Origin of the sequence: Bariatricus sp. SGI.019, assembly GCF_050315235.1 — a bacterium.
Classification (GTDB): Bacteria; Bacillota; Clostridia; order Lachnospirales; family Lachnospiraceae; genus JAFBIX01.
On record NZ_JBNPOQ010000005.1, the window covers coordinates 74,714 to 94,140 of the forward strand.

The 19,427-nt window shown below is 41.9% G+C and carries 14 protein-coding genes and 1 pseudogene; 14 read left to right on the forward strand and 1 reads right to left on the reverse strand.

Features of this window, described 5'->3' with window-relative positions:
• Positions 1-22: 22 nt before the first annotated feature.
• From ACQRD1_RS04420 to ACQRD1_RS04440, 5 genes and pseudogenes are all read left to right on the forward strand, one after another.
• Positions 23-466, forward strand: a pseudogene (locus ACQRD1_RS04420) (hypothetical protein); the annotation flags it as partial.
• 7 nt (positions 467-473) lie between these two features.
• Positions 474-920 (forward strand): hypothetical protein, encoded by a 447-nt coding sequence (locus ACQRD1_RS04425; RefSeq protein ID WP_235231987.1) that lies wholly within the window; start codon positions 474-476, stop codon positions 918-920.
• Between the two features lie 163 nt (positions 921-1,083).
• Positions 1,084-1,965: a 16S rRNA (adenine(1518)-N(6)/adenine(1519)-N(6))-dimethyltransferase RsmA gene (gene rsmA / locus ACQRD1_RS04430; RefSeq protein ID WP_427786945.1), complete on the forward strand. Its 882-nt coding sequence runs from the start codon at positions 1,084-1,086 to the stop codon at positions 1,963-1,965.
• A 50-nt stretch (positions 1,966-2,015) separates the two neighbouring features.
• Complete coding sequence (locus ACQRD1_RS04435) at positions 2,016-3,386, forward strand: citrate/2-methylcitrate synthase (protein ID WP_347376177.1); 1,371 nt, start codon at positions 2,016-2,018, stop codon at positions 3,384-3,386.
• A complete protein-coding gene (locus tag ACQRD1_RS04440) occupies positions 3,387-4,307 on the forward strand; it encodes an alpha/beta fold hydrolase (RefSeq protein ID WP_235231984.1) in 921 nt (306 codons plus the stop codon). It abuts the gene before it with no gap.
• Here ACQRD1_RS04440 and ACQRD1_RS04445 read toward each other — a convergent pair.
• On the reverse strand, positions 4,302-6,086 hold the full coding sequence (locus ACQRD1_RS04445) for a bifunctional homocysteine S-methyltransferase/methylenetetrahydrofolate reductase (protein ID WP_427786946.1): 1,785 nt from the start codon (positions 6,084-6,086) through the stop codon (positions 4,302-4,304). The two genes, ACQRD1_RS04440 and ACQRD1_RS04445, sit on opposite strands and share 6 nt — an antisense overlap.
• 240 nt (positions 6,087-6,326) lie before the next feature.
• On the opposite strand from ACQRD1_RS04445, the gene ACQRD1_RS04450 reads away from it, so the two are divergent.
• From ACQRD1_RS04450 to ACQRD1_RS04490, 9 genes are all read left to right on the forward strand, one after another.
• Positions 6,327-7,952: a response regulator gene (locus ACQRD1_RS04450; RefSeq protein ID WP_347376179.1), complete on the forward strand. Its 1,626-nt coding sequence runs from the start codon at positions 6,327-6,329 to the stop codon at positions 7,950-7,952.
• Positions 7,949-9,715, forward strand: coding sequence for a sensor histidine kinase (locus ACQRD1_RS04455; RefSeq protein ID WP_427786947.1), 1,767 nt, complete (start codon positions 7,949-7,951; stop codon positions 9,713-9,715). Before ACQRD1_RS04450 ends, ACQRD1_RS04455 begins: the two co-directional genes overlap by 4 nt.
• Positions 9,705-11,003 (forward strand): ABC transporter substrate-binding protein, encoded by a 1,299-nt coding sequence (locus ACQRD1_RS04460; RefSeq protein WP_427786948.1) that lies wholly within the window; start codon positions 9,705-9,707, stop codon positions 11,001-11,003. The genes ACQRD1_RS04455 and ACQRD1_RS04460 overlap by 11 nt, the downstream gene beginning before the upstream one ends.
• A gap of 125 nt (positions 11,004-11,128) precedes the next feature.
• Positions 11,129-12,424 (forward strand): ABC transporter substrate-binding protein, encoded by a 1,296-nt coding sequence (locus tag ACQRD1_RS04465; protein WP_427786949.1) that lies wholly within the window; start codon positions 11,129-11,131, stop codon positions 12,422-12,424.
• A gap of 75 nt (positions 12,425-12,499) precedes the next feature.
• Positions 12,500-13,342, forward strand: a complete 843-nt coding sequence (locus ACQRD1_RS04470; RefSeq protein WP_235231978.1) for a carbohydrate ABC transporter permease — start codon at positions 12,500-12,502, stop codon at positions 13,340-13,342.
• Entirely contained in the window at positions 13,343-14,179 is an 837-nt protein-coding gene (locus ACQRD1_RS04475; RefSeq protein ID WP_235231977.1) for a carbohydrate ABC transporter permease, read from the forward strand.
• Between the two features lie 50 nt (positions 14,180-14,229).
• Positions 14,230-15,723 (forward strand): 4-alpha-glucanotransferase, encoded by a 1,494-nt coding sequence (malQ, locus tag ACQRD1_RS04480; protein ID WP_235232015.1) that lies wholly within the window; start codon positions 14,230-14,232, stop codon positions 15,721-15,723.
• The gene (locus ACQRD1_RS04485; RefSeq protein ID WP_427786950.1) at positions 15,720-18,020 is read left to right on the forward strand and encodes a TIM-barrel domain-containing protein; all 2,301 of its coding nucleotides are present in this window, start codon (positions 15,720-15,722) and stop codon (positions 18,018-18,020) included. Before malQ ends, ACQRD1_RS04485 begins: the two co-directional genes overlap by 4 nt.
• A gap of 404 nt (positions 18,021-18,424) precedes the next feature.
• On the forward strand, positions 18,425-19,414 hold the full coding sequence (locus ACQRD1_RS04490; protein ID WP_427786951.1) for a LacI family DNA-binding transcriptional regulator: 990 nt from the start codon (positions 18,425-18,427) through the stop codon (positions 19,412-19,414).
• Positions 19,415-19,427: the final 13 nt, after the last annotated feature.

Here is a 19,427-nt window from a genome sequence, read left to right on the forward strand (position 1 = left end):
CACTGTTTGATATCGTATATCTGGTGTCGGGAAACTGATTACATCCATTACAATGACATTATTCTATGTGCTGCTCTATTATGTATGGCGGCTTCGGTATCAGGTCAACGATAAAAAAGAACTTACAATGATTGTGTGGATTCTGGCACTCTTGCGTATTGTATTATGTCTGATGCCGCAGAATGCATGGATGAGCGCTGAGGCACCACTTTCTTGGGGAATTTACCGTAATATTCCGTTCACCATTCTTGGTGTGTTGATTGTGGTTCTGTTTTATCGCAGTGCAAAGGCAGAACAGGATAAGCCGTTTCGGTTTCTGTGGCTTGCGGTGGTCATAAGCTTTGCATGTTATATTCCGGTGGTTTTGTTTGCAGATACCGTGCCGCCGGTTGGAATGTTGATGATTCCCAAGACATGTGCTTATGTGTGGGTTGTTTTGATAGGATATAAAGCGATGGGACGGTGATGATTCTATGAGCAGACGTTCTTTCTTTCATGTAAAAAAGCGTACATTGCTTGCGGTTGCAGGCTGTGTCTGGATGATTGCCGGATTTAATGTGGCAAGGCTTGGCATACTTTCTTATCAGAAGATCCTGCCATTTTCAGTAATACATATCTTGTTATCCGTTCTTGTTTTTGCTGCGTTTGGAATGATGTTTTATAAAATGAGCATCAAGCATACCAAGCGGATCAAGGGCTATAAAGAAGAGTTCCGCCCGGTATGGCATTTCTTCGACCTTAAGGCGTACTGTATTATGGCGGTTATGATGGGCGGCGGAATCTGGCTTCGCAGCTCCGGGCTTGTGCCGGATGTATTTATAGCGGTGTTCTACACAGGGCTGGGGTGTGCGCTGGCACTTGCCGGAGTGTTGTTCTGGCTGATGTTCTTTGGATATCGTGAACACAACATAGAGGTATAGTATAGGAATATAAAAGGATTCACAGTGGTTGAAAACCAAGGTGAATCCTTTTTTTGATATATAAATTCACATTTTCTTAATTATTATTTAATTCTTTAGACATATCAAAAAGTCTGAAAATATTGTATAATAACAAAATACTATAAAAATCAGGAGTAGATCTATGAGTAAACCGACTTTAGGAAATCCCCAGAATACCATTGAGATTTTGCAGAAATATAATTTTACATTTCAGAAAAAATTTGGCCAGAACTTTTTGATCGACACACATGTACTGGATAAGATTATCCGTGCAGCTGAGATTACCAAAGAAGATATGGTGCTGGAAATAGGACCGGGTATCGGAACGATGACGCAGTATCTGGCAGAGGCAGCGGGAAAGGTCGTTGCGGTAGAGATTGACAAGAATCTGATTCCAATCTTATCGGACACACTGAGTGCGTATGAGAATGTGACGATTATCAATGAAGATGTTCTGAAGCTGGATATCCAGAAGCTTGCCAATGAGGAGAATCAGGGAAGGCCGATCAAGGTAGTGGCGAATCTTCCTTATTATATTACAACTCCGATCATTATGGGATTATTCGAGAATCATGTACCGGTAGAGAGCATTACTGTCATGGTGCAAAAGGAAGTTGCAGACCGGATGCAGACCGGACCGGGGAATAAGGATTATGGAGCATTGTCGCTCGCTGTTCAGTATTATGCAGAGCCGTATATTGTGGCGAATGTTCCGCCAAACTGTTTTATGCCAAGACCCAAGGTGGGGTCAGCAGTCATCAGGCTTACCTGTCACGAACAGCCACCGGTGGAAGTGAAGGATGAACGCCTGATGTTTGATATTATAAGGGCATCTTTCAACCAGCGCAGAAAGACTCTGGCCAATGGCCTGAATAATTCAGACAAGTTATCATTTTCAAAAGAAGAGATCACAGAAGCAATAGAGTCTTTGGGGAAGGGTTCCAGCGTCAGAGGAGAAGCTCTTACGTTGGAAGAATTTGCAGAGCTGAGCAATTATTTGTGGAAATATTCGCATAATGATTAAGTATGCGCAATAAGATAATAGATTAGAAGAAAAAGAAAGGAGTGCTGCCTATGGCGAGAAAAGGAGAATTTGTATTATTTGAGGTTACACCGGAGATAGAACATTTCGCAGAATTGTGTAATAAAAATAACGCAATTGACAAGGAATTATATACAAAGTATGAGGTGAAGCGGGGCCTGCGTGACTTGAATGGAAAAGGCGTTCTGGCGGGTCTTACGAATATCTCTGATGTATGTGCGAAGAAGATCGTGAATGGCGAAGAGGTCCCTTGTGAAGGAAATCTGTATTACCGTGGATATAATATTAAAGATCTGGTAAGAGGATTTTTGGAAGATGGGCACTTTGGATTTGAAGAGGTTGCGTATCTTCTGCTGTTTGGAGAATTGCCAACAGCAAAGGAGCTGGAGATGTTCCATGAGACATTGGTAGAACGACGTACATTGCCTCCGACATTTGTAAGAGATGTGATCATGAAGGCACCGAGCAGAGATATGATGAATAGTCTGTCACGTTCTATCCTGAGTCTGTATTCCTATGATGCATTGGCAGATGATACATCGATTCCGAATGTGCTGCGTCAGTGTCTGAATCTGATCAGTCAGTTTCCGATGTTGATGGTATACGGTTATCACGCGTACAATTATCGCCTGGGCGAAGATCTGTTCATCTATGCCCCATCTCCAGAATTATCTACGGCGGAGAATATCCTGATGATGCTTCGAGAGGACAGAAAATATACACAGTTAGAAGCAAAGATATTGGATATGGCTTTGGTACTGCATATGGATCATGGTGGAGGTAATAACTCTACATTTACAACGCATGTGGTAACTTCTTCTGGAACGGATACCTATTCTACGATTGTTGCGGCACTGGCTTCTTTGAAGGGGCCGAAGCATGGAGGTGCCAACATCAAAGTTACACAGATGTTTGAAGATATGAAAAACGTGGTAAAAGACTGGAAAGATGAGGATGAGGTTCGGCAGTATCTCTATGATCTTCTGGATAAAAAAGCTTTTGATCAGAAGGGGTTAATCTATGGAATGGGCCATGCAATCTACTCTGTATCTGATCCAAGAGCTGATATTTTCAAGGGATTTGTGAAGCAGCTTGCTGCAGAAAAGGGCTATGAAGATGAGTATGCATTGTACGAGACGGTAGAGCGTCTGGCACCGGAAGTAATTGCAGAAAAGAGAAAGATCTATAAGGGTGTCAATGCAAATGTAGATTTCTATAGTGGTCTTGTGTACAGCATGTTAGATCTTCCACCGTCATTATACACACCAATCTTTGCGGCGGCGCGTATCGTAGGATGGAGTGCGCACAGACTGGAAGAGTTGAAGAATGTTGATAAGATTATCCGACCGGCGTATAAGCCGCTGGCTGAGCATAAAACATATCTGAGAATGGATGAACGATAGATGAAAAAGGAATTTTGTTATCCTTCCCGGGATGGAGTGACGCAGATTCATGCAGTAGAATGGATCCCGGAAGGAGAAGTTAAGGGAGTGCTTCAGATCTGCCATGGTATGGTGGAATACATCAACCGATATCATGATTTTGCAGAATATATGTGTGAGCGGGGGTATTATGTAACGGGGCATGATCACCTTGGACATGGAAAATCCATACGCAATGAAGAAGATTATGGGTATTTTGAAGAAAAGAAAGGGAATCAGTTTGTCATTGGTGATATTCAGAAGCTTCGGGAGATGACGACTGAAAAATATCCAGATGTTCCTTATTATATGTTAGGACACAGTATGGGATCATTTTTGCTGCGGCAATATCTGACCATGTATGGAAAAGGTCTGTCAGGTGCGATTATCATGGGAACTGGATATCAGGGAAGTGCGGTATTGAACATGGGGCAGCTGGTATGCCGTGTGATCGCAGCATTCAAGGGTTGGAGATACCGCAGCAGATTCGTCGATAAACTGAGCTTTGGCAGCTATAATAAAAGATTCGAACCTGGAGAGACTTCAAAAGATTGGATCACCTCGGATAAAGACCACAGACAGAAATATGTCAATGACCCGTTATGTTCCTTTATGTTTACACTGGGCGGCTATTACCAGATGTTTGAAGGGATGAAAGTACTGACACGAAAAGAGAGCATGGAACGTATCCCGAAGGACTTACCGGTACTGTTCGTGGCAGGAGCAGATGATCCTGTGGGAGCATTTGGAAAAGGAGTCGAAAAAGTATATAAAAAGTATAAAACGGCCGGAATGCAACAGGTATCCATGCATCTCTATGAAGGAGACCGGCATGAGATCCTGAATGAGACCGACCGTGAACAAGTGTATGAAGACTTATATCAATGGATTGAGAGTCTATAGAGACTTTCGAATCTCTTTCAGCAGATGGACTCTATTAAATGGAAATGAAAAATAGTATCCATCTGCGAAGTCTTTGGTGTATTCTATGATTTCTCTGGCGATTGCAACACCGACTGCTTCGCCTTCTTCTTTGGTGCCATGTTCCGGATAGCGTTGGATGATCTCATCAGTAACATCGACACCCGCGATTTCATTTTTCATAAATGACGCATTTTTTCTGCTGATCAGAGGCATAATTCCACAGAGAATCCGAGCCCCGGTGGATTCCTTAATGTAGCGGACACGATCAGCGTCATTCTTAGAGAAAACCGGCTGAGTCAGGAAGAATTCAGCACCGACTTCCATCTTACGTTTTACTCGCTTAATCTCCACTTCAATATTGCGTCTTCCCTGGTTGATTGCGCCTCCGTAAACCATCGGTGCATCTGGGAAATATTCCTGGTTCATATCTCTTACAATCTTCATCAGACCTACAGAGTCAAAGTTGAATACTGATTTTACCGTCTGTCTTGCCAAAGATGGAATCGGATCGCCGGTAATAATCAGCAGATTATGAATATCGTTGATATGTGCGCCTAAGATCAGAGATCTCATGGCGATGGCATTCTTGTCACGGCAGCAGATATGCGGCATGACGCACATACCTGTGGAACGTCGTATCTTTTCGGCCATCAGCACAGAGTCGATTCGTGTTCTTCCGGACGGAGAGTCTGGGAAAGTCAGTACATCTACATTTTCATTGCGCAGAAAATGTGCTGCTTCCAGAAGCTTCTCATCATTGGCAGAGACTGGAGGGGCAAGCTCTACGGCAATGAGCTTTTTGTCTTTGACAGTACCGTCTTCCTGACAGAAGAAGCCGGATTTCTTTTTGTATGCTTCGACTTCTGTGTGAGACAGGATAGAAGCAGATTTTACTGATTGTCGGATGTCCAGTGCAGACGAAATTGCCTTGATAAAAGATGGATTTGTTCCGCAGCAGCCTCCAAGAATGTCAATTCCGGCAGTAGAAAGTTCGGTCATCTTTTCTGTAAAATAATCTGTATTGTTGTTAAAGAAGATCTGGCGTCCACGGAGACGTTTGGGATATCCGGCGTTTGGCAGAGCTATCAGGTATTTGTCTGAATGGAGATCTACTTTTCCATATATCTGGTTCATATGTCCGGGACCAACACCACAATTCAGGCCGATTGCATCAATCTCTGGCACGGAAGCTGCCTCTTCCAACAATTTCTTTGCGCTCAGTCCGGAAGCACTGTAACCAAACTGGTCTACACAGAATTGCATCATGATAAAAAGTGGATATCCTTTTTTAATACGAGAGATTGCCGGAAGAATATGCTCCATGTCAGGAAATGTCTCAAAAGTCAGTATTTGAATTCCTTCTTCGGCAAATATCCTTGCTATCTGGTAATATTCTTCGGCCAGAAGATCCGTCTCGGTATTCGGAGAAGAAGTATCTGGAATCGGACCGATATCACCGGCAATAAAGATGTCTTTGCTTTTGACCGCATCTTTTGCAAGCTGTATTGCTGCACGAATATTCTGCTCCACCGAAGCCCAGTCAGAAGACAGCAACACCGTGTTGGATGCAAATGTATTTGTACGGATCAGCCGGGCACCAGCATCAATATAGGAGTGGTGGATACTGCTGACGCGATCTGGATGCTCTGTGTTTGCAGCCTCTGGAATCTCGTCTGTCTGATATTTTCCGGCATAATAGGTTCCAAAAGAACCGTCAGTAATTAATTTGTTTCTTTGTAAATATTCTTGAATCGTCATATGTATATTCCCTTTTTATGATTTAAATTTGTAATGTGGTATATTGGAAAAGTATAACACATTTTAATCGGTTTATAAAAGTTTTTATGTTATGATGTTATGGAAAACGAAGGTAATTCGCTGTATATCTTACATCCGGGACAGGAAAATTACGAAAAAGTATGTTTTTTGGCATAAAAAGTATACTTTTTTATAAAATGATTCCCTGTTTGAACAATAAAATGAAAGGAGAAAATAAAAATGTATTTACGTTTATATCAAATGGGGATAATTATGAAACTGTTAAAACTGGTAATTGTGGACGACGAACCGATTCTTTTACAGGGACTTTTGCATACCTATGACTGGGAGAGTATGGGATTTGAAGTAGTGGGTTCTGCTTCAAGTGGAGAACAGGCATTGGAGGTTATCCGTGAAGTGAAGCCGGACGTGGTGCTGACAGACATACGGATGAAGCAGATTACAGGCCTTATGGTTATAGAAGAGATACAAAAGGAAGGCCTGGAGTGTCTGTTCGTGGTACTAAGTGCATATCGGGATTTTGAATATGCCAAGCAGGCGTGTGATCTGGGAGCTTTTGCGTATCTATTAAAACCGATTGAGGATGATAAGCTTCAGGAAACCATGGAATCTGCTTATCAAAAATGCATGGAGAGGCAGAAAGCGGATGAAAAGTATGAAAGCTGGGAAAAACTGCTCGTGTCAGATTCTACCAGTTTTCTGCAGGTAGTTGTGCAAAAATATGTACAGAATCGTCTGGAATATGATAAAGTTAAGGAAGTGTTTGACGCAATCGGTAACATACTTCTAGAAAATGACCGGTTTATTACAGTATGTGCAGATATAGATATTGCATATAAGATTACGAATTCTCTGGATTATGAGGCATCCAGACTGAAATTATTGAATCTTCTGGAAGAGCCTGTCAAAGAGAGATATTTTTACTGGAAGATGGAAGATCAGGAAGGAAATTATATCTTCATTATTAAGACTCAGGACAATGCAGTGGTGAGAGAGCTGAAGCATCTTTTGGAAGATATTAAGCAAAAAGGGACAAGCCCGGTTATTGCCGCAATATCGAAGCCATACAAGGGCATTGAAGGAATCAAACGCAGCTATGAGGAGGCGCAGAAGCTGTTCGGAATTGCCGGGGCGGCAGGAGCAAGTGCCCTTGCAGTTTCAGAGGAGCTGGAAGATTATACGGACAAGGGTTCCTCAGACGATGCGGATATCTTGATTGTCAATGCAGTGAGAAAGAATAATGCGAAAGAGCTTAAGGATGCTTTTATTCATATGATATATCATCTTCCAAAGGATGAGGAGCTGCAGTGCAAGTATTTCCATAAGGTTATGCTGAAGGTAGAACTTATGGTCAAGGATTCCTATGGAATGACGGATGAATTGAAGGAGAAGTTCCAGAATTATTACTCTAACATGCAGAATCTGAACGCTGCAAGAGCAGTAGATGTATGTTATAAGATTATCGGAAATGTAATCGAAGAGCGTCAGAAATGTGCGGAAAAAGATGAAACAAAATATTTCAAAGAATATATTCAGGCAGCTGTTGCGTATATAGATGAACATCTGGATGATGAAGAATTGTCTATTGTGTCGGTTGCGACGCATGTTTATCTGAATCCTGTTTATTTTGGAAGAGTATTTAAGAATACATTTCATATGACTTTCAAGAAGTATATCCTTCAGCAGAGAATGGAGAAGGCAAAGCGACTTCTGGAAGAAGGGGATGTAAGTATCGGAAATATATGTGAACAGGTCGGAATTAATAATCCGTCTTACTTTTCACATCTTTTTAAGCAATATACCGGAAAGCTGCCCAGTGAATATAAAAAGGAATACGAAGTATGAGAAAAAGAATGCTGCAGTCAGGCATCCAGAGAAAATATTTAAAATATACAATTACACTTCTTGCACTTGCATTATGTCTTTCCAGTATTGGAGTATGGGCATATATGCAAAAAAGCGTCAGAAAGACAATCGTTGATAAATACCGGTTCATTGATGAGAAAATGGGAATTGCGTTAGATAATATGTATCGGAAAAGCGATGAGGTGACCGCAGAGTGTATTGTCTATGATGATGTACAGAAAAGTCTTCAGAAGAATGAGATGGAAGAGGTGAACCGCACTGCTCTCAGTAAGTATTTTGCATATATTGATCTGGATTATGTGTCGGAATATTGTTATGTAGATAATAAGTGCAATGTGTACAGCCGTTATTACTCAGATGTTTCTTACGCCGATTTTAAACAGAGTGGATTTGAGGGTAAGCTGGGCGGAGATTATTCGAAAACAGTATGGTTCTGGGCAGATGATAACTTGTTTGGTACCGGTGAACCGTCTCTTTTTATCGGCCGCTATGTAAGGAATATGGAATATGCGCATGAACCGGGCATGTTGTTCCTTAAGATGGAAGAGAAATATCTGGACAAGGTTGTGTCCAATGGAGTATCAGAGGAAGCGTTTGCTTCGGGAATCATGGATGCAAATGGAAATCTATGCAGTCTGAATGCACCAGAAGAAATGTGGATCCCCATGGAAGATATTTCCCTGGAGGCCACTGACAGAGAGGGCGATGGCATGATCTTAGACGGCATGGAAGTGTCAGGCGGTGTGGTATCGGCGTATCGGCAGAAAGAAAGTGGGTTTATCGTATTTTCATTCGTGCCGGACAGTGTGTTGAACAGCGGAACAAGAAGTATGCTTTTTGTGTTGGCAGGAATCTATGTCATTGTCATTGCAATTGCGTTAGTCTTGAGTATTTATTTTTCGCAACGTTTTACCAGACCGATTCAGGATATCAGCGAAGCGATGAGTAGTTTTGACGGAAAAGATTTTGATCATACGATTGAACTGGAGACGCATACGGAATTAGATCAGATTGGGCGTTCTTATAATGAAATGCTTGGAAATATCGAAGAGTTGCTGGAAGAGATTAAAATACAGCAGCAAGAGTTAAGGACAAGTGAGCTGAATATGCTGATCAGCCAGATCAATCCACATTTTCTCTATAATACGCTGGATACAATCTATATGCTTGCCCGTATTAATAAAGAAGAGACAACGATGAAGATGATACAGGCGTTGTCCAAATATCTTCGACTGTCATTGAGCAAAGGAAAAGATGTGGTTACAGTCGAGGATGAATTGGAAAATGTAAAGAGTTATATGGAGATACAACAGATTCGGAATGAGAATCTGTTCCGATATGAGATTGACTGTCAGGTGGATCCAAAGCAGACGTATGTGTTGAAGCTTGTGCTTCAGCCGCTTGTTGAGAACGCGATAAAATATGGCTTCTGCGATATTTTTGAAGGCGGTTTTATTCGAATTGAAGTAAAGAAGGCGGAGGAAACACTGGAATTTGTTGTGTATAACAATGGTACGTCCATGGAAGAGGAGACGGTGCAGAAACTCAATGATTTGAATGAATTGCCGCTTAGTAAGGTGAAAGGCTGTTTCCCAGATAAAAACCGTGGATATGGGCTTGTGAATATTATTACCCGGCTGCGGCTGAAGTATGGAGATGAAGTGAGAATCCTTTATCATGTGGAGTCGGAAGGAACAAGCTGTGTCATTCGTATTCCGGGAGGTGAAGGACATGTGGAATAAAGAATTGTATAGTAGATGGTTCTCTGCATTCTTGTGTGTAGTTCTGGTTGTGATGCTGCTTGTCGGCTGCGAATCGGAAGAGGAGAAGAAAACGCAGAACAGTCAAAGTGAAATAAAGATTCCGATGATCCTTACCGTAGATCCTTCCACCGGTAAGAAGAACGAAGAAAAAGTGGTCGTAAAGTTCAATGAGGAATATGATGGAATCTACGAGATAGATGTAGAGTGGGTCATGGAGACAGAGGATGAATATCGGCAGAATCTGAAACGGTTGAATGTTACGGATAAATTGCCTGCAATCATCACGGATCTTCGTATGCTTCCATCTTTCTATCAGATGATGATAGAAGATGAGAGGATTGAGGATCTGTCTCCTTATATCCTGGAAGATGATGAATGGATGAGCATGATAGAGCCAGTCGTGTTGGACAGCTTTCGTGAATCGGACGGAAAGATATATCTGGCGCCTCTTAGTACGGCAGCTTTCTCATGTTCGGGAGTATTCTGGAATGGGGAGCTGTTTGAAAAGGCCGGGATTGACGAATTCCCGGAAACTTGGGAAGAATTCTGGAATGTGTGTGAAAGACTTGAGTCTTATGGGATAACGCCTCTTGCGTTACACACAGAAGGAACTGCCTGGGCGGCGATGCTCTTGGCTACGGCAGAGCTTTCTGATACACCAGAAGGCGCAGAGTTCATGAAGGAGATTTTCCCGGAGTCCTATCAGAATGAAAGTGGCCTGCATATGGCAGAAACGTTAAAGAGATTGTTCTCGTATACAACGAAAGATGCGATCGGGCAGAACTTTGATGTGTCCTATGAGAATTTCTTCTCTGGCAAGGCAGCTATGATTCCCAATGGATACTGGATGATTGATCAGATTCCGGAAGGAGAATGGGAGGAAAGGGTGCGATTCTCGCCATTTCCGGGGAATAAGCTGGTCTCTTCGCCGGAGACTTTTGGCTGGTCGATTGTATCCAGTTATAGTGATGAAGTGAAGAAAGGCGCAGTAGAATTTCTGAAGTTTCGGACGAAGCTGAATAAAGAAGAAAAAGAAGAATTGTTCCGGGATAACGGCGCCAGCGGCGGCCAGGTGGTTCAGGATTATATCCGGGCATATCAGAGAAATCCACAGATCGTGCCGAACTACCAGGTGAAGTGGAATTCAATTCTCCAGGAGGAGACACTGGGAGCATATCTGCCCGATCTGATCTCTGGAAAGATCACTCCAGAACAGTTTACACAGGAAGAGGATAAGAGTATAGAACAATTTGAGGCGGAGCAGTGATGCTTCGCCTTAAAGTTTATTTTTTTGCATAGTTGGTTTTTTTATTGTTAAATGTTTTGCATTCATTTTTGTTAGTATATCTCCAGAAACAAAAAAACGAAAGTTTTAGAAAAGAGGAGAACAGTATGAAAATGAAAAAAGTTTTATCAGTTTTACTGGTAGCAGCAATGTCCTTAAGTCTCCTTGCAGGATGTGGAAGTTCTTCATCCGATGAAGGATCTAAGGATGCAAAGGGTAAAGTATATTACCTCAACTTTAAACCAGAAGCAGACGAGCAGTGGCAGGATCTTGCCAAAGCTTATACAGAAGAGACTGGTGTTCCTGTAACCGTTCTGACAGCAGCATCTGGAGAATATGAGAAGACATTAAAATCTGAGATGGCTAAGACAGACGCTCCGACCTTATTCCAGGTAAATGGACCGGTAGGTCTTGCAAGCTGGAAGGATTACTGCTATGACTTATCTGGTTCTGACATCGCAGGCGAGCTTACAGATGACAGCTTCGCACTGATGGACGGAGATAAAATGGCAGGTATTGCATACGTTATTGAAAACTACGGAATTATTTACAACAAAGCACTTTTGAAAGAAGCCGGATATACAGCAGATGATATCACGAATTTTGACAGCTTCAAGAAAGTAGTAGAAGATATCACAGCACGTAAAGATGAACTTGGATTCTCTGCATTTACATCTGCAGGTATGGACGGATCCTCTGACTGGAGATTCAAGACACATCTTGCAAACCTTCCGATCTACTATGAATACAAAGATGAAGGTATCGACAACACAGATGCAATCAAGGGTACATATCTTGATAACTACCGTGCAATCTGGGATCTGTACATTAACAATGCAACCTGTGATCCTACACTTCTTTCTACAAAGACAGGTGACGATGCAGTAGCAGAGTTTGTAACAGAAGAAGCAGTATTCTATCAGAATGGTACATGGGCATATAACGATGTCGCTGATCTTGGCGATGAGAATCTTGGAATCCTTCCAATCTACATTGGCGTAGAAGGTGAAGAAGATCAGGGTGTCTGCACAGGTACAGAAAACTACTGGTGTGTCAATGCAAAAGCTTCTGAAGATGATATTCAGGCAACACTTGACTTTATTAACTGGTGTGTAACATCTGATACAGGTGTTGAGGCTATGTGCAAAGATATGGGATTCGTAATTCCATTCAAGTCTAATCTGGAATCTGATAACGTACTTGTAAATGAAGCTAATAAATATCTGGAAGAAGGCAAGACTCCTGTTTCATGGAACTTCTCTACAATGCCTTCAGAAGAGTGGAAGAACGGTGTTGGTTCTGCACTTACAGCATACGCAGCAGACCAGACAGATGCGAACTGGGATGCAGTAGTAACTGCATTCGTTGACGGATGGGCAACAGAGGCTGCAGCAGCAAAATAAAAAAGAAACCATAAGAGACAGACGGCGGGCGACGAATAGTTCGCTCGCCGTTTTTAGAGAGAAGGAGGGAGTTTTATGGAAAAAGCCATAAAACGTTATATGCCGATATTTGTACTTCCGACATTCTGTGCATTTATCATCGGCTTCATTGTTCCGTTTATTATGGGTATCTGGCTGTCTTTCTGTAAGTTCACGACAGTTACAGATGCAAAATTTGTAGGATTCTCCAATTATATCGAAGCATTAAAGGATACCATGTTCCGTCATTCATTCTGGATGACTGTTCTCTTTGCAGTAGTATCACTTATTGTAATTAATGTAATTGCATTTTTACTGGCTATGGCACTGACGCAGAAGATGCGTGGAACCAATATCTTTCGTACTATCTTCTTTATGCCGAATCTGATCGGCGGTATCGTGCTCGGTTATATCTGGCAGTTGATCTTTAATGGTTTCCTGGCTCGTTATAACACTGCAATCAGCCTGAATCAGTGGTACGGTTTCTGGGGACTCATTATTCTGGTAAGCTGGCAGCAGATTGGTTATATGATGATTATCTATATCGCAGGATTGCAGGCGATACCGGGGGATGTTATGGAAGCAGCACAGATTGACGGTGCATCACCGATCCAGAGACTTTTCAAGGTTACGATCCCGATGATGATGCCTTCCATCACAATATGTATGTTCCTGTCCATTACCAATGGATTCAAGCTCTTTGATCAGAACCTGTCATTGACAGCAGGTGAACCGGCAAAACTGTCTGAGTTAATGGCACTGAATATCTTCAATACGTTCTATGGACGTACCGGATGGGAAGGTGTCGGTCAGGCAAAGGCTGTAATCTTCTTCCTGATCGTAGTAGCAATCGGAATGATACAGCTTCGTGCAACACGTTCCAAGGAGGTGCAGCAGTAGATGAAAATAAAAGAAAAATTAAGCTGGGTAGGTACCGGTGTATTTACGATTATCGGTATTGTTTACATTGCACCAATTTTAATCGTGCTTATGAACTCCTTTAAGAAAAAGGTATTTATCAATAAGGAACCATTTGCACTTCCGACAGAAAAGACTTATGTAGGATTTGAAAATTATTTTGCTGCGATTGATAAATATGAATTGTTAAGTGCCGTTGGCTGGACGGTATTTATTACGATTGGTTCTGTATTGGTGATTCTTGTATGTACATCCATGTGTGCATGGTATATTACAAGAGTAAAGACAAAATTTACAAAGCTTCTTTATCTGCTTTGTGTATTTTCAATGGTAGTGCCATTCCAGATGGTCATGTTCACACTTTCACTGGTTGCAGACCGTACCGGACTTAACACACCATGGGGAATCATCATTATATATCTGGGATTCGGAGCGGGACTTGCGGTCTTTATGTTCTGTGGATTTGTAAAGTCTATTCCGCTGGAAATCGAAGAAGCTGCTATGATTGATGGGTGTACTCCACTTCGTACATTTTTCTCAGTAGTTCTTCCGATCATGAAACCTACCTATATCTCTGTAGGTATTCTGGAGACGATGTGGATCTGGAATGACTTCCTGCTTCCGTATTTGGTACTTGACCTGAATAAGTATAAGACGATTTCTATTGTTATTCAGTATATGAAGGGAAGCTACGGACGAGTAGATATGGGCGCGATTATGGCTGCTCTTATCCTTGCCGTTATTCCGGTAATTATCTTCTATCTGTCCTGTCAGAAACATATCATCAAGGGTGTTGCGGCAGGTGCTGTAAAAGGATAACTCGGGAGCCCGCATGAAAGCGGGTTCCTTTTTAGTAAAGGAGAAACATGATGAGAAGAAATGGAATGTTAATGCCGATATCATCACTGCCATCTGCCTATGGAATCGGCTGCTTTTCGAAAGAGGCATATGAGTTTGTGGATCTATTGAAAAAATCCGGCCAATCTTTGTGGCAGATTCTGCCTCTTGGACCTACCGGGTATGGTGATTCCCCCTATCAGGCATTTTCCACATATGCAGGAAATCCATATTTTATTGATCTGGAGTCATTGATCGAGGAAGGTTATCTTACACAAGAGGAATGTAAGGCGGCTGATTTTGGAGATGATGAAGAATCTGTAAATTATGAGAAAATCTTTCGTGCAAGGTTCTTGATTTTGAAGATTGCATATGGAAGAATCAAAGACAGCGGCGGACTTCAGGAAGAAGACTACCGTGCATTTAAAGAGAGAGAAGCATACTGGCTGGAGGATTATGCACTCTATACAGCAGTAAAAAACCAGTTTGATGGAAGAAGCTGGGACAGCTGGGCAGAAGATATCCGTTTTCGTAAGCCTGAAGCAATGGCTTATTATAGAAATGAATTGCAGGATGAGATAGAATTCTATGAGTATCTGCAATATCTTTTTTACACACAGTGGACCGAACTTAAGTCTTATGCCAATGAAAATGGGATTCAGATTGTTGGTGATATTCCAATCTATGTAGCATTTGACAGCGCAGATACATGGGCCAATCCTGAGTTGTTCCAGTTGGATGAGAATCATCTTCCGACTGCGGTGGCAGGATGTCCGCCAGATGGATTCTCAGCCACAGGTCAGCTCTGGGGGAACCCATTATATAAATGGGATTATCATAGAGAAACAAATTATGAATGGTGGGTACAGCGTATCGCGCATTGCTTCCGCCTGTATGATATTATGAGAATTGATCATTTCCGTGGATTTGATGAATATTACTCGATTCCGTATGGAGATACGACAGCAGAGTTCGGACACTGGGAAAAGGGACCGGGGATGGAACTCTTCAATGCAATAAAAGAAAGACTGGGAGATCTTCCAATTATTGCAGAAGATCTTGGTTTCCTGACAGAAAGCGTAAGGCAGCTTCTTTCAGACAGCGGCTATCCGGGAATGAAAGTGTTGCAGTTCGCATTTGATTCCCGTGAGGAAAGTGATTATCTGCCACATAATTATGGAACGAACTGTGTAGTATATACAGGAACGCATGACAATGATACGTTACAGGGCTGGTATCAGTGCATCAGTGCAGAAGATAAAGAAATGGCACTGACATATCTGAATAATTGGGCGACAGATGAAGAAGAGATTCACTGGGATTATATCTGTCTGGCAATGCGCAGCGTAGCAGATACGTGTATCATTCCGGTGCAGGATTTCCTTGGCCTTGGATCACAGGCACGTATGAATACACCATCTACGCTTGGCGGCAATTGGCAATGGAGAATGAAAAAGGGTGCATTGACAGATGAGATTCTGGAGAAGATATATGCACTTACCAAAGTGACAGGAAGAGTAAGATGAAGAAATATGGCAGATTAAAAGAACATAAAAAAGATGGAAACATAATTTATATCTCTTTCGAAAAGGGAGAACTGGAGATTCAGATTATTACCGAACAGATTATCCGAGTATTTTCGCGGTTGTCCGAAGAGCGCCCGGTATCTAAGGCAATAGAAGGGGACAAAGTCCGAAAGGTGGCATTCGCTATAGGAGAAGATGAGAAAAGTGTCCAGATTCATTTGCCGAAACTTACCGTGCAAGTCTTTGATGAGGCCAAGGTGGATATCTATGATAAAGATGGAAAGCCAGTCTGTATTGATTACAGAGGAGAAAGAGTCTCTAGTCAGTCACTTGACCAGAAGATGCTGGAACTTTTAGAGCGAGAGGGACACTCTACCCAGGAGAATGCAGATGGTCATGTGATTCAGGTTTTGAAGAAGCTGGATGGAGACGAATGCTTCTATGGACTTGGTGATAAGACCGGGTTCTTGAATAAGCGTGGATATGAATATATGAACTGGAATACGGATGATCCAGATCCTCATGTGGATAGTTTCCGGGCATTGTATAAGTCTATTCCATTTTTTATTACGTTAAAAAAGGATACTGTTTTTGGACTTTTCTTTGATAATACATTTCGTACATATTTTGATATGGGAAAGGAATCGGATGATTACTATTGGTTCGGTGGAGACCAGGGTAATCTGGATTATTATTTCATCGGCGGAGACTCGATGAAAGACGTAGTGAAGGGATATGCTTACTTGACTGGAACCGCGCCGCTGCCACAGATGTGGATGCTGGGATACCATCAGTCTAGATGGGGATATCAATGTGAAGCAGATATCCGAAAGATTGCGGAGTCCATGCGAGAACATCACCTTCCTTGTGATGTAATCCATATGGATATTGATTATATGGAAAAATATAAAGTGTTTACGGTAGATGAAACGCGTTTCCCGGATATGAAGAAGCTGACGGAGGATCTGTCAGATATAGGAATCCGGCTTGTGACCATCATGGATCCCGGAGTAAAAGTTGAAAAGGGATATGAAGTGTATGATACAGGTGTTGAAAAAGGCTACTTTGCTCTGGACGAGGACGGACAGATATATGAAAATGCAGTCTGGCCTGGAGATGCGGTTTATCCGGATTTTGGCAAAGATGAGGTCCGCGATTGGTGGGGAGAAAACCATCGTATGTTGATGGAGTCCGGAATCAGCGGAATCTGGAACGATATGAATGAACCAGCAAGTTTTAAAGGGGAACTACCGGAGAATGTTGTGTTTTACGATGGCGGCAGGAAGAGTACTCATGCAGAAATGCATAATGTCTATGGACATAATATGGCCAGGGCAACTTATCAAGGATTAAAGAAGTTGACCGGTAAAAGGCCATTTGTCATTACAAGAGCATGCTACAGTGGTTCTCAGAAATATGCCATTGCCTGGACAGGAGATAATCACAGTATCTGGGCGCATCTGCAGATGGCAATTCCGCAGCTGTGTAACCTTGGCTTAAGCGGAATCCCCTATGTGGGAACGGATATTGGCGGATTTGGTTCGGATGTAACGAAAGAACTGATGTGTCGCTGGATTGAAGTGGGATGCTTCTCGCCATTCTGCCGAAATCATTCAGCAATGGGAACAAGAAGGCAAGAGCCGTGGACTTTTGATCAGGAAGTGCTAGATATATACAGGAAATATCTGAAGCTCAGGTATGAATTGCTGCCGTATCTCTATGATCTGTGCCATGTAGAAGAGCAAGAAGGGCTCCCACTGATGCGTCCGCTGGTTATGAATTATGAAAAGGATGAGGAGACGAAGAATCTGAACGGACAGTTCATGGTCGGAGATCATATTATGGTTGCACCGGTGACAGAACAAGGAATGCGTCAGAAACTCATATATTTCCCTGAGGGAGAATGGTATGATTACTGGACTGGAGAGAAAATCCAAGGCGGACAGTATAAGATTCGCCATGCAGAACTAGATGAGTGTCCAATCTTCGTAAAAGCGGGAGGTATAATACCAAAGTATCCACCAAGACTTTCTACGTCAGAGGAAAAGGACAAGGTATTGATTTTGGAGGTGTATCCGGGAAAAGCAGAGTATGTTCATTATCAGGATAATGGGGAAGACTTCCACTATCAGGAGGGTGAATATAATCTGTACCGCTTTTCATTGGATGGAAACGAGCTGTCGATGGAGCTGATTCATCAGGGATATGAGAAGATGTATGAGACATTGGTTATCCGGTATCAAGGAGAAGAGAGAGTCGTGAAGTTTGAACATGACTATATGATAACTCTGGAGTGAAGAGGAATAGTTGTGATATTAATAGTTTCAGATATCGCAAAGATACTCTGGAAAATTTATATGCTTACAATACATGTTATGATGTGATATATGATAGATGAGAAAGGAATAACTGTCCACAAAGTGGATCGCCATTAATGTAAAATATAAGCCTGCCTAGACTGCTGAGTGCAAAGGTAGGTTTATTTGTTGTTTACTTGTTTTTTTCTATCTATGTAGGTAAGCAGTGTGATAAAAATGCCAAATGTAATCATTAAAGAGAATCTACTTTTTCCCAAGGGATGGAGAAATATTAGTATATATTTATTGTGTTATGTTAGTAAAAGAATAAGGTATCTTTTGTTTGACTTTTAGCTGAATTATTTTAAAATAGAAGTAGGAATTTTATGGAAAGGCGGAGGAAAATGGCGAGTATCAGAGATGTTGCAAAAAGAGCGGGGGTTGGAGTAGGAACTGTATCAAGACTTTTGAATGAAAGCGGGTACGTTTCAGGGGAGACAAGAGCTAAAATTGAAGATGCCATGAAAGAACTCGACTATACACCCAACGAGTTGGCAAGAAATCTATATCACAAAAAGACGGGGATTATAGCTGTTTTGGTGCCGAACGTATCAAATCCGTTTTTTGCAGAATTTGTAGATTATGTTGAGGCGGAATTATATCAGCTGGGTTACAAGATGATGCTTTGCAATACGGCAAAGACTCATAATGCAGAATTGGAATATCTGGATATGCTGAACCGTCATATTGTGGATGGGATTATTACAGGTGTACATTCGCTGGATGTGGAAGAGTATAAGAAGATTCATAAACCGATTGTAGCACTTGATCGTTACCTCGGTGAAGACATTCCGGTGGTTGCGGTTGACCATAAGGAAGGAGGGAGACTGGCCGCTGAGACGTTGATAAAAAATGGGTGTAAGAAGGTGTTGCATTTTAAAGGGGCAGTGCAGGTGGAATCTCCCTATCATGAAAGACATTATGAGTTTGAGCGGATTATGAAGAAAAATAATATTCAGACTTATGGATACGAATTAAAATGGAACCGTATGGATTCTGCCTACTATAAAGAAGTGGTGGAAGAAGTATTCTCAAAAGATATTGAATTTGATGGAGTGTTTGGTGTGGACCGGTTGGTAATTGAATGTATGAATGAAGCCATTCGCAGACATAAGGAAGTACCAAGAGATGTAAAGTTTATTGCTTATGATGGAACTTTTATTACTGAGATTGTAGAGCCGAAGCTTACAGCTATTGTTCAACCAATAGAGGGATTGGCAAAAGAGTCAGTGAGACTGATTCACAGGCTGATAGGAGGAAGGGTCTATAAGGATAAGAAGATCCTTTTAAATGTGCAGGTAAGATATGGAAGAACAACGATTGAAAAACTGTGATAATGCACAAAAA